The organism is Pararhizobium gei, assembly GCF_029223885.1.
Taxonomy (GTDB): domain Bacteria; phylum Pseudomonadota; class Alphaproteobacteria; order Rhizobiales; family Rhizobiaceae; genus Pararhizobium; species Pararhizobium gei.
In genome coordinates this window covers 2,806,773-2,821,029 of the sequence record NZ_CP119409.1, presented here as the reverse complement: position 1 = coordinate 2,821,029, position 14,257 = coordinate 2,806,773, and the positions used below count along the sequence as shown (strand labels likewise).

Below are 14,257 nucleotides of genomic sequence, written 5' to 3'. Positions count from 1 at the left end.
AACGGGTACAATGACGATCAACTTGCAGAAGCCGGATATCACCGAGCTTAAGCCGCGCATCACCGTATTCGGCGTCGGCGGCGGCGGCGGCAACGCTGTCAACAACATGATCACCGCAGGCCTCGAAGGCGTCGATTTCGTCGTTGCCAACACCGATGCGCAGGCGCTGACCATGACCAAGGCCGACCGCATCATCCAGATGGGTGTCGCCGTTACCGAAGGCCTCGGCGCGGGATCGCAGCCGGAAGTCGGCCGTGCTGCCGCGGAAGAATGCATCGATGAAATCATCGATCACCTCAACGGCACGCATATGTGCTTCGTCACCGCCGGCATGGGCGGCGGCACGGGCACCGGTGCTGCTCCGGTCGTTGCCCAGGCTGCCCGCAACAAAGGCATCCTGACGGTCGGCGTCGTCACCAAGCCGTTCCACTTTGAAGGCCAGCGCCGCATGCGTCTCGCCGACATGGGCATTCAGGAACTGCAGAAGTCTGTGGATACGCTGATCGTCATTCCGAACCAGAACCTGTTCCGGATCGCCAACGACAAGACCACGTTTGCCGACGCTTTCGCAATGGCCGACCAGGTTCTCTATTCCGGTGTTGCCTGCATCACCGACCTGATGGTCAAGGAAGGCCTGATCAACCTCGACTTCGCCGACGTTCGCTCGGTGATGCGCGAAATGGGCCGTGCCATGATGGGCACCGGCGAAGCTTCGGGCGAAGGCCGCGCCATGGCCGCCGCCGAAGCCGCGATTGCCAACCCGCTGCTCGACGAAACCTCGATGAAGGGCGCGCAGGGGCTCCTGATCTCCATCACCGGCGGCCGCGACCTGACCCTGTTCGAAGTTGACGAAGCCGCGACCCGCATCCGCGAGGAAGTCGATCCGGACGCCAACATCATCCTCGGCGCAACCTTCGACGAGGAACTCGAAGGCCTTATCCGGGTTTCCGTTGTCGCCACGGGGATCGACCGCACGGCTGCGGAGCTCGCCGACCGCAACTCCAGCTTTCGCCCGGTAGCCCGGCCGATCATTCGCCCGTCCGCTGCCATTCCGGCGGCTCCGGTTCAACAGGCTCAGGCCGCCATTCAACCGGCTCCTGTTGCCGTACAGCCGGCCCCGGTCATTCAGCAGGCAGCGGCGCAGCCGACCCAGCAGAGCGACGAGATTGCCCATGCTATTCGCGAAGCCGAACTGGAGCGTGAACTGTTCCTGTCCATGCCGCGCGGCGGTTTGACGCCCGCCGCCCAGCCGGCCCAGGAAGACTTCCGCCCCCAGAGCAAGCTGTTTGCAGCCACGGCTCCGGTTGAACAGCCCATTGCGCAAGCCGCAGCACCTGTTCAGCGTGCGGTGGAAACGCCGGTCTACCAGCAGCCGGCCGCACCGGTTCGCCAGGAACAGGTTGCCCCGGTCATCCGCCAGCAGGCAGAGCCCGTGCGCATGCCGAAGGTCGAGGACTTCCCGCCGATGGTGAAGGCCGAAGCCGAGCATCGTGTCCAGCCGGTGCCGCAGGAAGAACGCGGCCCGATGGGTCTTTTGAAGCGGATCACCAATTCGCTTGGCCGCCGCGACGAGGAAGACCACAGTGTGACGGCCGACATGACGGCCGCTGCTCCGAACGCCGCCTCGCAGCAGCGCCGCCCGCTGTCTGCCGAAGCCAGCGTCTACGCGCCGCGCCGTGCGGCTCCCCTCGACAACCAGGCCCGCGCCGCCTCGCAGCCGCGTGTTCATGAAGACGATCAGCTCGAAATTCCGGCCTTCCTGCGCCGTCAGTCGAACTGATTTCCCGCCACCTTCCACCTTGCCGAATGCCCGGGTTAACGCCCGGGCATTTTTTATGAATTTTTCAATTCTTTCAGTATTTAATGGACTGTCAGCAAAGCGTAACAAAACGAAACGAACAGTGATTTGGAATGACGGTCGCGTGCCTTTATCTTCAGGATCAGGACTGAAGGGCGACTTCGCGATTCGAGACATCGCTGGCTGCAGATCGGACCGGTCAGCGAATATTCGCTCTCCGACACTGTTTTCTGCGGCGTGGGGTTACCTTTCGTCATCTAGGAATTGGTGGTGACACCATGGCATATGTGAAGGCGAAGAGCATGGGAATTGGCTTGCTGGGGTTTCAGACGACGGTCGCAAACTCTGTAACTCTGAGCGGTACCGGCGTTCATTCCGGCGCAGAAGTGTCGATAACCTTTCATCCGGCGGAAGCCGATAGCGGCATTGTCTTTCAGCGTATGTCCGATGGACAGGTCATCAGCGAATTCAAGGCGGTTTCGTCGCAGGTCGGCAATACCGATCTTTGCACTGTCCTTGGCTTTTCGGCGTCAACCTCCATCGCCACGATCGAGCATGTCATGGCCGCGCTTTATGCGCTCGGGATCGACAATCTTCTGGTCGAGGTGCACGGTGCCGAAATGCCGATCATGGACGGCAGTTCCGCTCCTTTCATCGATGCGATCGAACAGACGGGTATTCGGGCGCTTGCCGTCAAGCGCCGTTATATCCGCGTGCTCAAGCCGGTTCGCATTGAGTCCGGTGCCTCCTGGTCGGAGTTTGTGCCCTACAACGGGATGCGCTTCGAGGTGGAGATCGATTTCGATACGCCGCTGATCGGACGCCAATCCTGGAAGGGCGACATGACGCCGTCCGCGTTCAAGAACGAGCTTTGCCGGGCCCGGACCTTCGGCTTCATGCGCGATGTGGAGCGCATGTGGGCCGCCGGTCGCGGTCTCGGCTCTTCGCTCGAGAACTCCGTCGTCATCGCCGACGATCACACTGTTATCAATGTCGAGGGCCTGCGCTACGCCAAGGATGAGTTCGTGCGCCACAAGACACTGGATGCCGTGGGCGATCTTGCTCTGGCCGGCGCGCCGTTTATTGGCTGCTACCGTTCCTATCGCGGTGGCCACAAGATGAACGCTTACGCCTTGAAGGCCTTGATGAGCGATCCGACGGCTTACGAGATTGTCGAAAGCACCGCACCGCGCCAGCGCGTTGTGATGCGTGAGGCGATGGCTGCCAACGCGCTCTGACGTTTCCTGGCTTCGCGCCAGGTGGGAAAAGCCGTTGCACTTCTTTAAAAGCCGGTCTTTGTACCGGCTTTTTCATGGTCAAGCCGCCATAAAATTGCGTTAATCCATCATCATGACGTTGCGGTCTTGTTGCATCTTGATCTAAAACGCGGTTCATAGGCGGCGGTATTCTTACCGCTGTGCGAGTTGGGATTTACGAATGGTATTTGCAGGCCAGGTTGAATTGAAGAAGATGGCGCGGATTGCTGTCATTTCGCTTGCTGCGTCCGCAGCCGGTGTTCTGGTCAGTGCCTGCCAGAACGATCCCGATATCGATATCACCAAGTTGACGGCCGAGACAGATCCGCCGGAAGTGCTCTACAATCAGGGCCTTGCCAACCTCAATGCCGGCAAGACGACAGAAGCGGCGCGCAAGTTCGAGGCTCTCGACCAACAGCATCCCTTCTCCGAATATGCCCGCAAGGCCCTGGTCATGAAGGCCTTCGTCAATTACCGCAACGGCCAGTACCAGGACGCGATCAACGGTGCGAACCGGTACCTCAATCTTTATCCGGAATCCCCGGACGCCGCCTATGCCCAATATATTGTCGGCCTTTCCTATTCGAAGCAAATTCCGGGTGTGACGCAGGACCAGAAGCCTGCGGCACGGACGATCGAAGCGATGCAGACCGTCGTGACGAAATATCCCGATTCGGAATATGTCGAGGACGCGCAAGCCAAGATCCGTTTCGCGAAGGATCAGTTGGCAGGCAAGGAAATGCAGGTCGGCCGCTATTATCTCGAGCGTCGGGAATATCTCGCGGCGATCACCCGTTTCCGCACCGTGGTCGAACAATATCCGACGACAAATCAGGTTGAGGAAGCCTTGGCGCGTCTCGTCGAGACCTATTTCGCCATGGGCATCACCGGCGAGGCCCAGACGGCGGCCGCCGTGCTTGGACATAATTATCCCGACAGCCAATGGTATGCCGACAGTTACAAGCTGTTGCAGACAGGTGGTCTGGAACCGCGCGAGACCGGCAATTCCTGGATTTCGCGTGCTGGCAAGAAGCTGATCGGCGCCTGAGCTGCGGCTTGTCGCAGGGCAGAGTGCGAAGAGATTTGAGACGGGATGCTTTCACAGATTTCGATCCGCGATATCGTCCTGATCGAACGGCTTGATTTGTCCTTCGACGCCGGGCTTTCCGTGCTTACGGGCGAGACGGGCGCGGGAAAATCCATTCTTCTCGACAGTCTTTCGCTCGCCCTCGGGGGGCGGGGCGATGGCTCGCTTGTTCGCCATGGCGGCGACAAGGGACAGGTCACCGCGGTGTTCGACGTCGGCATGGATCACCCCGCCCGCGTCCTTGCACGGGAAAACGGCATCGATGACGATGGCGACCTGATCTTCCGGCGGGTGCAGTCGGCTGATGGCCGAACCAGAGCCTATGTCAATGACCAGCCTGTTTCCGTTCAACTGATGCGCCAGGCCGGACAATTGCTTGTCGAAATTCACGGCCAGCATGACGACCGGGCGCTTGTCGATACCCACGCACACCGCACGCTGCTCGATGCCTTTGGCGGCCTTGCCGAAGAAGCCGAGCGTGTGGCCGGTCTTTATCGCACTTGGAAGGATGCCGAGCGGACGCTTCGAAAGCACCGCGACAAGGTGGAGGCCGCGGCGCGCGAGGCCGATTATCTGCGCGCCTCCGTCGACGAACTGGAGACCCTTTCGCCGGAGGACGGGGAGGAGGAGGATCTTGCCGAACGCCGGTCGCGGATGATGAAGGCCGAGCGGATCGCCGTCGATATCAACGAGGCCAGCGAATTCCTCAACGGCAATGCGTCGCCGGTGCCGCTGATCGCGTCGATGGTGCGCCGGCTGGAGCGCAAGAGCCATGAGGCGCCCGGCTTGCTGGAGGAGACTGTCGAACTTCTCGATGCCGCTTTGAACCAGCTGTCAGACGCGCAGATGGCCGTGGAAGCCGCGCTGCGCAGAACCGAATATGATCCGAGGGAACTGGAGCGCTCCGAAGAGCGGCTGTTTGCCTTGAGGGCGGCCGCGCGCAAGTATTCCGTGCCTGTCACGGCGCTGCCGGCGCTCGCCGTCAGGATGATTTCCGATCTTGCCGATCTGGACGCCGGTGAGGAGAAGCTAAAGCAGCTGGATGCACAGCTCGGCCTGACCAAAGCCGCCTTCGACGCCGCCGCGGCCTCGCTTTCCGCAAAGCGCCACAACACGGCAACGGCCTTGTCTGATGCCGTGATGGCCGAGCTTCCGGCACTGAAGCTGGAGCGGGCGCGGTTCATGGTCGAGGTCACCTCGGACCCGCAGGCGGCGACAGCCGAGGGGATCGACGTGGTGGAATTTCACGTTCAGACCAATCCCGGCACGCGGCCCGGCCCGATCATGAAAGTCGCCTCGGGCGGTGAACTCTCCCGCTTTCTCCTGGCGCTGAAAGTGGCGCTTGCCGATCGCGGTTCCGCGCCGACACTCGTCTTCGATGAGATCGACACCGGCGTCGGCGGTGCGGTGGCGGATGCAATCGGCCAGCGGCTGAAACGGTTGTCGGAAACGGTTCAGGTCCTGTCCGTGACCCACGCGCCGCAAGTGGCGGCACGGGCGGCAACGCATCTCCTGATCTCGAAGGGACCGTCTGCGGAAAAATCCGAAACCATCACCACCCGCGTCGCCCGCATGGACGACAAGGCCCGCACCGAGGAGATCGCCCGCATGCTCGCCGGTGCATCGGTGACGGACGAGGCGAGGGCGGCGGCGGCGCGGTTGCTGGCGGGGAACGGGTAGTTTTACCCTAGCCTTAAGGGGGGCTCCTTCACGGGCGCGTCCGCACGAAGTGCCGAACGCATTGACTTTTCGTGAAACCCAGGGATCAAGCCTGCTGCGCTTTCTCTTGGGCCTTTCTACCAAGAGAGAGCCGTGAGCGAGGTCTTCCCATTCCCCGAAATTTCTCTAAAACGACTCCCAAAAATCTGGAGTCTATCAGCATGTCGACCGAAGCCGTTGCCGTTGAAGATCTGACGCTTGAGGATGTCGGGATCGAGCTGGAACGGCTGGCTAAGGCGCTTGCCCATCACGATGCCCTCTACCACGGCAAGGATGCGCCCGAGATTTCGGACGCGGACTACGATGCCTTGAAGTTGCGCAACGGCGAGATCGAGGCGCGCTTTCCCGAACTCATGCGCGACGACAGCCCGTCGCACAAGGTTGGCGCCGCGCCATCCGGTATCTTCCAGCAGGTCACCCATGCCCGGCCGATGCTGTCGCTCGGCAACGTCTTTTCTGACGAGGATGTGGCCGACTTCATTTCCAGCGTCTACCGCTTCCTCGGACGCCTGCCGGATGATTCGATCGCCTTCACCGCCGAACCAAAGATTGACGGGCTGTCCATGTCGCTGCGCTATGAAAAGGGCAGACTGGTCAGTGCAGCCACGCGCGGCGACGGCACGACTGGCGAGAACGTCACCGCCAATATCCGGACCATCCGGGAAATTCCAGACGCGCTGCCCGCCGGTGCGCCCGATATCGTGGAGGTGCGGGGCGAGGTCTATATGGGCAAGAGCGACTTTCTGGCGCTGAACGCGCAGATGGCCGCAGATGGCAAACAGACCTATGTCAATCCGCGCAACACGGCGGCCGGATCCCTGCGCCAGCTCGATCCGACGATTACCGCGACCCGAAAGCTGAAATTTTTCGCCTATGCCTGGGGCGAGATGTCGGACATGCCCGCCGATACCCAGTTCGGCATGGTCGAGGTGTTCAAGCGTTGGAACTTTTCCGTCAACCCGCTGACGGAGCGGCTGACATCGGTCGCGGCGATCCTCGACCATTACAACGGCATCGGATTGCAACGGCCCGATCTCGATTACGATATCGATGGCGTCGTCTACAAGGTTGACGACCTGAAGCTGCAGGAACGGCTGGGGTTTCGCTCGCGCAGCCCGCGCTGGGCGACGGCGCATAAATTCCCGGCCGAGCAGGCCTTTACCAAGGTCGAGCGCATCGACATCCAGGTCGGCCGCACCGGCGCGCTGACGCCGGTGGCGCGGTTGACGCCGGTCACGGTCGGCGGCGTCGTCGTCACCAATGCGACGCTGCACAATGCCGATTACATCGAGGGCATCGGCAACAGCGGCGAGCGCATCCGCGAGACCGAGCACGATATCCGGATCGGGGATACGGTGATCGTCCAGCGGGCAGGGGACGTCATCCCGCAGGTCCTTGACGTGGTGATGGAGAAGCGCCCGGCCGAGGCCGCGCCCTATGTCTTTCCGAAAACCTGCCCGGTTTGCGGCAGTCATGCGGTGCGGGAACGCAACGAAAAGACCGGCAAGCTCGATTCGGTGACGCGCTGTACCGGCGGGTTCGTCTGCCGGGCGCAGGCGGTCGAGCATCTGAAGCACTTCGTTTCGCGCAATGCCTTCGACATCGAGGGGTTGGGCGCAAAGCAGATCGACTTCTTCTTCGAGGCAGAGGATCCCGCACTGTCGATCAGAACCGCACCGGATATTTTTACACTTGAAGACCGACAGAGCCAATCGCCGCTGGCGAAGCTCGAAAATATCGATGGCTTCGGCAAGGTCAGCGTCCGCAAGCTTTATGACGCGATCAACGAGCGGCGGCGGATTGCGCTGCACCGGCTGATCTATGCGCTTGGCATCCGCCATGTGGGCGAGACGACGGCGAAGCTCCTGGCCCGCTCCTATGGCAGTTATGCCGCCTTTGCCGGAGCGATGAAGGAGGCCGCGGATGTGACCTCCGAGGCTTGGAGCGATCTCAATACCATCGATGGCATCGGGGAGGTTGTGGCGCGCGCCATTGTCGAATTCTACAAGGAACCGCGCAACATCGACGTCGTGTCGCGCCTTCTGGAAAAGGTGACGCCGCTTGACGCCGAAGCACCGGTGTCGAGTTCCAGCCCGGTTGCCGGCAAGACCGTCGTCTTCACAGGCTCTCTCGAAAAAATGACCCGTGACGAGGCAAAGGCCATGGCGGAGCGGCTGGGCGCCAAGGTCGCCGGGTCCGTTTCGAAGAAGACCGACCTGTTGGTTGCCGGTCCGGGTGCAGGGTCCAAGCTGGACAAGGCCCGTGAACTGGGCGTCGAGACGACCGACGAGGATGGCTGGTTTACGCTGATCGGCGGGTAAACCGCGCCTGCCTTTCATTGCCGCCGGTGCCCCGGTTTTGCGGTCTGCTCATCGAAGCAGATTGCCCGAAATTCTAGCGCGACACCTGGCGTCAAATAGTGTCCTATGGGGGAAGGCGGTCGCAGAACTGCCGGTGAAACCGGAACCCGAGGAACATCCATTCATGAAGCTCGCTACCCTGAAGGACTCGACCCGCGACGGAAAGCTCGTCGTCGTCTCGAAAGATCTGACACGCTGCTCCGAGGTCGGCCATATCGCCCGTACCCTGCAGGCGGCACTCGACGATTGGGCGCATGCCGCGCCCCGGCTGGCAAGGGTCGCTATCGGCATAGAGACTGGATCGCAGCCAACCATGCGGTTTCACGAACATGATGCGGCTTCGCCCCTGCCGCGGGCGTTTTTCTGGACCAACGGCTCCGGCCGGTTCCTCGGTCCACGCGATACCGTCTTCGTCGCTTCTGGCGATGGACTGAACGTCACGGCCCAGGTGGCAGTTATTTCCGGTGATGTCGGCGTTGAACCAACCGGCGAAGATGCCGTTCTTCTGGTTCTGCTCGCAAGCGATTTCACGGCTGCCGGCGAAACGGTCGCGACCACGTTTTCACCCGTTGCCGTCACGCCCGACGAACTCGGGGAAGGCTGGTCTAACGGCGACATTGCCCTCACGATGCGCCGCAACGGACAGGCTCTCGATGGTGCCGAGGTCGGCCGGAAGGATGCGGCGGACATCGTCATGAAGGTTGCAGCGAAGCGCGCGCTTCTGGCCGGCAGCCTCGTCGCCACGGGTCTGTGCAAGATATCCTCGGCGATTTCGAGCGGCGACACAGTACGCGTCGAGATGAACGACAGAACCGGCCATTCCGTTTTCGGCGCGATCGAACAGACCCTCGAGACTCGTTCATAGGCAGCTTTCGTCGCAGATATTGCCGGGCAATTCTTGAATTGTCTTTTTGCACTGCACACGTTAGGGAAAGCGCGCCGGTTTTTGGGACAAGCTCATGAGCCGGCGAAAGCCAGCCGCCGGTCTCAAGGCGGCGGCCTTGACGGATTGGAGGATCCCGGGATGGAAACGGTCACCGCCATTGACGATCTGCGGGCGCGTCTGAGCGTATACCGGCGCGCTGGAAAAACCATCGGCCTGGTGCCGACAATGGGCTTTCTGCATGTCGGTCACATGGAGCTTGTGGCGCGCGCCCGCGCCGCAAACGACATTGTCGTCGTCAGCCTCTTCGTCAATCCGCTGCAGTTCAGCCCGAGCGAGGATCTTGCCAGATATCCGCGAGATCTCGCCAGGGATCAGGCCATGCTGACGGAAGGCGGCGCGGATTTTCTCTTTGCGCCGGGTGTTGTCGACATGTATCCGCGCCCGATGGAGACCGTGGTCGACGTGCCGTCGCTGGGCGGTGAGCTCGAAGGATCGATTCGGCCCGGCCATTTCGCTGGTGTCGCCACGGTTGTCACCAAGCTCTTCAATATCGTCCAGCCGGACCGGGCCTATTTCGGGGAGAAGGATTTCCAGCAGCTGCAGATCATTCGGCGCATGGTGGAGGATTTGGCACAGCCTGTCGAGGTGGTAGGCGTGGCGACGGTGCGCGAGGCCGATGGTCTTGCCTGTTCATCGCGCAATGTCTACCTGTCGGTCGATGAGCGTGCTGCAGCGGCGATCGTTCCGAAAGCGCTGGATGAAGCTGAGAGACTGGTCGCAAACGGTCTGCGCGACGTGGCGACCCTGGAAAAAGCAATCGCCGATTTCATCGCCTCGGAGCCGTTGGCAAAGCCGGAGGTGGTCGCAATCCGTGACCCCGAGACATTGCATGCCCTCACGGAGATCGGCGAAAAACCGGTTCTTTTGTTGCTTTTCGTTCGTTTCGGGAGCACGAAGCTGCTCGATAACAGGGTTTTCGCGCCGAAAACCGCTCAATTTGCAAAGGTGGCGTAAGCATGAGTGTACAGGCATCGAAGCGTCGCCTGAGCCCCGGCAATATCGAGGCGCTGAAGGGTGAGCGGCCGATCGTCAGCCTCACGGCCTACACGACGCCGATTGCCCGGCTGCTCGATCCGCATGTCGATTTCATGCTGGTCGGCGATTCCCTCGGCATGGTTCTCTACGGACTGGACTCGACTGTCGGCGTGACGCTCGACATGATGATCGCCCATGGGCAGGCGGTTATGCGCGGCTCGGAGAAGGCCTGCGTCGTCGTCGACTTGCCGTTCGGCTCCTATCAGGAATCCAAGGAGCAGGCCTTTTCCAGTGCTGCCCGCATCCTGAAGGAGACCGGCTGCAGCGCGGTCAAGCTCGAGGGCGGGGCCGAGATGGCCGAGACCGTCGATTTTCTCACCCAGCGCGGCATTCCGGTGCTTGGACATGTCGGCCTGATGCCGCAGCTCGTCAACACCATGGGCGGCTACCGGTCGCTTGGCCGCAGCGACAAGGAAGCCGCAAAGATTCGCCGCGATGCCAAGGCTATCGACGATGCGGGCGCCTTCGCCATCGTCGTCGAGGGGACGATCGAGCCCTTGGCGCGCGAGATTACCGAGACGTTGCGCGCGCCCACGATCGGCATCGGCGCCTCGCCGGCCTGCGACGGCCAGATCCTCGTCTCGGACGATATGCTGGGCATTTTCAGCGATTTCAAGCCGCGTTTCGTCAAGCATTTCGCGGAACTGGCACCGCAGATTTCCGCTGCTTTCGAAGCTTATGCCAATGAGGTGAAGGCGAGGACTTTCCCCGGAATCGAGCATACATTCCAGGTCAAACGCTGAAATCTGTTGGTGCGTCTGATGTCCGATCAGCAAATCGGATCGCTGCATCAATCTTATTGAATTGTTCCGGGCATGACCCCGGCCTATCTGTGCGGTCTGTTTTCAATGGCGGCGAAGCGACCGCGCGGTATCCCGGAAAAGCGTGGCATGACAAAGGACGATTTCTGGCAGGGCGTTCGCGGCGGTTTTCCCGTCATGCTTTCCGCCTCTCCCTTCGGTGCCCTGTTCGGCGCCCTTGCCATTGAAAATGGTTTTTCGGTTTTCGACGCCGTGTTCATGAGCATGACGCTTTACGCCGGCGCCAGCCAGATGGTGGGTATCGAGCTGTTCGGCAACAAGGTTCAGCCCTGGCTGATCGTTTTGTCGGTTTTTGCCGTCAATTTCCGGCATATCCTGTATTCGGCGTCGATCGCCAAGCATATCCGTCATTTTTCGGGACTGCAGAAGTTTTTCGCCTTTTTCCTGCTGGTCGATCCGCAATATGCGGAAACCGAAAAACGGGCCGAGCGCGGCGAGCCGGTGACGTTCGCCTGGTATCTCGGTTTCGCCATGATCATCTATATCCCCTGGCAGATGACCACCCTGCTGGGCGCGATTTTCGGCCAGCTGATCGGCGATCCCCATGCGATCGGTCTCGACGTGCTGTTGCCGATCTATTTCATGGGTCTGGTTCTCGGTTTTCGCAAGCGTAACAACTGGCTTTCCGTCGTCGCCGTCAGCTCACTGGCTTCGGTCGCTGCGATCCATTTCGTCGGATCACCCTGGCATGTGAGCATCGGTGCCGTTGCCGGTATCGTGGTTGCGGCCTGTATGCCGCTCGAAGCGCAGGATGCGCAATCCGGTGCCCGGGAAGAGGAGGTCTGATCGTGGACAGTGCCGAGCATCTGCAACTGATATACGTGATCCTGGCCGCCGCCGCCGCCACCTTTCTCACCCGGATCGGCGGCTACGTCCTGATCATGCAGATGAAGCGCATCCCGCCGCGCATGGAAGCGGCGCTGAACGCGGTTCCCGCCGCCGTATTGTCGACGCTGGTCGCTCCGGCTTTCTTCTCGGGAGATCTCGACGTGGCGGCCGCCATGCTTGTCGCGCTCGCGGTCGGCCTGCGCTTTTCGTCGCTGTGGATGTTGCTTGCCGGATGGCTTGCCGTCATGGCTATCCGGCATTTCGTTATCTGACGAGGCCTACCGCTCGAGCGGAGCTGTTGCTGCCGCAAGCCAAGCCAAAACCTTTTCGTCGGAAATCAGCGGTGTCAGCTTCTCAAGCGTTTCTGCGTGATAGGCGTTCAACCAATCCAGTTCCTCGTCCGTCAGCAGGTTGACCAGGACCAGACGGCGGTCGATGGGGCAGAAGGTCAGGGTTGCAAAGGCGAGCATCGGCAAATCACCGCCCTCGATCGGCTCTGCGTCCAGCACGTGGACCAGATTCTCGATGCGGATGCCGAAGGCACCAGGGCGGTAGTATCCCGGTTCGTTCGACAGCATCATGCCCGGCAGTATCTCCTGCATGGCCGCACGGGAAATCCGCTGGGGTCCCTCGTGGACCGAGAGATAGGAACCAACGCCGTGGCCGGTGCCATGGGCGAAGTCCGCGCCTGCCTTCCAGAGCGCGATGCGCGCCAGCGGATCGAGATCGACGCCGCGCGAGCCCCTTGGGAAGCGGGCCACGCTGATGGCGATCACGCCTTTCAGGACGAGGGTAAAGAAACGTCGCTGCTCGTCCGGAACGACGCCGATTGCGACCGTGCGGGTGATGTCTGTGGTGCCGTTGACATACTGGCCGCCGGAATCGATCAGGAACATCGAACCGTCTGATATTGCGACATCGCTGTCCGTCGTCACCCGGTAATGCATGATGGCTGCATGGTCGCCAGCGCCGGCGATCGTGTCGAAGGAAATATCCTTCAGCGGATTCTGCATCCGCTCGCCGACAGCCGTCCGGCAGGCTTCGAGCTTTTCGACGGCGGCAATCTCCGTGACTGTGCCCGGCTGCGTGCCATCGAGCCAGGAGAGGAATTCCACCATGGCAACACCGTCCTGCAGGTGAGCGCGGGTGGAACCCTCGATTTCCGCCTTGTTCTTGCGCGCACGCGGCAAGCGGGCCGGATCAATCGCCTCCAGCACCGTGCCACCGCTGTGGCGAATGCCCTCGACAATCGCAAAGGGTGCCTGGTCCGGATCGATCATGATCGTCGCGTCGGCGGCGGCAAGCGCTGACACCCGTTGATCGAAATTTCCAGGCGCTTCAAGACTGGCGATTTGCGTCAGATAGGCTTCCTCCTCGATGCCTGTCTTGCGCTTGTCGAGGAACAGTTCGGCTTTTCCGTCGGCAAAGATGATTGCCCGGGCGAGGGGATGCGGGGTGTGCGGTACGTCGCTTCCGCGGATGTTGAAGGTCCAGGCGATCGACGAAGGGTCGGTCAGCAGAACAGCCTTTGCACCTGCCTTGCCGATGGCGTCCGCCATGGCCGCGAGTTTGTCGGCGGCACGTGTCCCGGCATGATCGAGAGGCTGGATCCTGACCCGGCCAAGCGGTTCCGCCGGCCTGTCGGTCCATTGTCGGTCCAGAGGGTTGTGATCGAGAACGACGAGACTGCCATCGATGGCGTCCAGCGTCTTTTGCAGTTTGCGGACCTCTGCGCCGGTGTGCAGCCAGGGATCGATGCCGAGGCGAAAGCCCTTTTTGCCATTGTGCTTCAGCCAGAGATGCGGTGGCTCGCCGATCAGGTCGCCGGCCTGAAAGACGTCGCCGTCGACCTGTTCCTTGAGCTGGGTGACGTAACGGCCATCGACAAAGACAACCGCCTGTTGCCGCAGGATCAGCGCCACGCCGGCCGAACCTGTAAAACCCGTCAGCCAGGCCAGGCGCTCGGCCGATTTCGGAACATATTCGCCCTGGAACTCGTCGGCCCGGGGAACGAGAAAACCATCGATACCCAGGGCGTCAAAGGCTGCCCGCAACGCTTCGACGCGCGCCTTGCCGAATTGCGGAGTAGAGGTGACGTCGAAAGACTGAAACATCGGATGTCCTGGAGTAGGGTTGAAATTGGGATGCGGCGTGAATGATTCCCGGCAAATGCCAGCCACCTTAGCTGAAACCGGCACGACGGCGAAAGCCGGTCGTGGTCACTCAGCAGCGTGTCGTGAACAAGACCAAAACTGAATTATCATACTTATGCGCGGGGTGCATGGCACCCATGCTGCAACGCACCTAGATCGTTTTGCCGCTTCGTCTATAAAGACACTCAACGAACGCGGAATATCTGTTGTTCGCACGAATGCCGAAAGGCAAGAACTGCATGATCCGAGAATGG

Annotated in this window: 11 protein-coding genes; 10 read left to right on the top strand and 1 reads right to left on the bottom strand. The window is 61.2% G+C overall.

The features are described 5' to 3' along the window. Positions 1 to 10 precede the first annotated feature (10 nt). The 10 genes from ftsZ to PY308_RS13695 all read left to right on the top strand — a co-directional run bounded on the left by ftsZ (position 11) and on the right by PY308_RS13695 (position 12,122). Positions 11 to 1,780: a cell division protein FtsZ gene (gene ftsZ, locus PY308_RS13740; protein WP_275783487.1), complete on the top strand. Its 1,770-nt coding sequence runs from the start codon at positions 11 to 13 to the stop codon at positions 1,778 to 1,780. Positions 1,781 to 2,100: 320 nt separating this feature from the next. Further along, positions 2,101 to 3,036, top strand: coding sequence for a UDP-3-O-acyl-N-acetylglucosamine deacetylase (gene lpxC, locus PY308_RS13735; RefSeq protein WP_275783486.1), 936 nt, complete (start codon positions 2,101 to 2,103; stop codon positions 3,034 to 3,036). Between the two features lie 199 nt (positions 3,037 to 3,235). Further along, positions 3,236 to 4,102 carry an outer membrane protein assembly factor BamD gene (locus PY308_RS13730; protein WP_275783483.1) on the top strand — a complete coding sequence of 289 codons (867 nt, stop codon included), beginning with the start codon at positions 3,236 to 3,238 and terminating at the stop codon, positions 4,100 to 4,102. 45 nt (positions 4,103 to 4,147) lie between these two features. Beyond that, positions 4,148 to 5,821: a DNA repair protein RecN gene (gene recN / locus PY308_RS13725; protein WP_275783480.1), complete on the top strand. Its 1,674-nt coding sequence runs from the start codon at positions 4,148 to 4,150 to the stop codon at positions 5,819 to 5,821. A 200-nt stretch (positions 5,822 to 6,021) separates the two neighbouring features. Further along, positions 6,022 to 8,181 carry an NAD-dependent DNA ligase LigA gene (ligA, locus tag PY308_RS13720; RefSeq protein WP_275783478.1) on the top strand — a complete coding sequence of 720 codons (2,160 nt, stop codon included), beginning with the start codon at positions 6,022 to 6,024 and terminating at the stop codon, positions 8,179 to 8,181. A 163-nt stretch (positions 8,182 to 8,344) separates the two neighbouring features. Next, positions 8,345 to 9,085 (top strand): fumarylacetoacetate hydrolase family protein, encoded by a 741-nt coding sequence (locus tag PY308_RS13715; RefSeq protein WP_275783476.1) that lies wholly within the window; start codon positions 8,345 to 8,347, stop codon positions 9,083 to 9,085. A 159-nt stretch (positions 9,086 to 9,244) separates the two neighbouring features. Continuing rightward, entirely contained in the window at positions 9,245 to 10,120 is an 876-nt protein-coding gene (panC, locus tag PY308_RS13710) for a pantoate--beta-alanine ligase (RefSeq protein WP_275783474.1), read from the top strand. A gap of 2 nt (positions 10,121 to 10,122) precedes the next feature. After that, positions 10,123 to 10,944 carry a 3-methyl-2-oxobutanoate hydroxymethyltransferase gene (panB, locus tag PY308_RS13705; RefSeq protein ID WP_275783473.1) on the top strand — a complete coding sequence of 274 codons (822 nt, stop codon included), beginning with the start codon at positions 10,123 to 10,125 and terminating at the stop codon, positions 10,942 to 10,944. Between the two features lie 147 nt (positions 10,945 to 11,091). Beyond that, positions 11,092 to 11,808: an AzlC family ABC transporter permease gene (locus tag PY308_RS13700; RefSeq protein ID WP_275783471.1), complete on the top strand. Its 717-nt coding sequence runs from the start codon at positions 11,092 to 11,094 to the stop codon at positions 11,806 to 11,808. A 2-nt stretch (positions 11,809 to 11,810) separates the two neighbouring features. Beyond that, positions 11,811 to 12,122 (top strand): AzlD family protein, encoded by a 312-nt coding sequence (locus PY308_RS13695; protein ID WP_275783469.1) that lies wholly within the window; start codon positions 11,811 to 11,813, stop codon positions 12,120 to 12,122. Between the two features lie 6 nt (positions 12,123 to 12,128). On the opposite strand, the gene PY308_RS13690 is transcribed toward PY308_RS13695, so the two are convergent. After that, positions 12,129 to 13,964: an aminopeptidase P family protein gene (locus PY308_RS13690; protein WP_275783467.1), complete on the bottom strand. Its 1,836-nt coding sequence runs from the start codon at positions 13,962 to 13,964 to the stop codon at positions 12,129 to 12,131. Between the last annotated feature and the right edge of the window lie 293 nt (positions 13,965 to 14,257).

Coding starts and splice junctions, on each gene's coding strand:
- ligA (WP_275783478.1), top strand. CDS start 6,022: ATGTCGACCGAAGCCGTTGCCGTTGAAGATCTGACGCTTGAGGATGTC.
- lpxC (WP_275783486.1), top strand. CDS start 2,101: ATGGGAATTGGCTTGCTGGGGTTTCAGACGACGGTCGCAAACTCTGTA.
- recN (WP_275783480.1), top strand. CDS start 4,148: ATGCTTTCACAGATTTCGATCCGCGATATCGTCCTGATCGAACGGCTT.
- PY308_RS13715 (WP_275783476.1), top strand. CDS start 8,345: ATGAAGCTCGCTACCCTGAAGGACTCGACCCGCGACGGAAAGCTCGTC.
- PY308_RS13730 (WP_275783483.1), top strand. CDS start 3,236: ATGGTATTTGCAGGCCAGGTTGAATTGAAGAAGATGGCGCGGATTGCT.
- PY308_RS13690 (WP_275783467.1), bottom strand. CDS start 13,964: ATGTTTCAGTCTTTCGACGTCACCTCTACTCCGCAATTCGGCAAGGCG.
- PY308_RS13700 (WP_275783471.1), top strand. CDS start 11,092: ATGACAAAGGACGATTTCTGGCAGGGCGTTCGCGGCGGTTTTCCCGTC.
- panB (WP_275783473.1), top strand. CDS start 10,123: ATGAGTGTACAGGCATCGAAGCGTCGCCTGAGCCCCGGCAATATCGAG.
- panC (WP_275783474.1), top strand. CDS start 9,245: ATGGAAACGGTCACCGCCATTGACGATCTGCGGGCGCGTCTGAGCGTA.
- ftsZ (WP_275783487.1), top strand. CDS start 11: ATGACGATCAACTTGCAGAAGCCGGATATCACCGAGCTTAAGCCGCGC.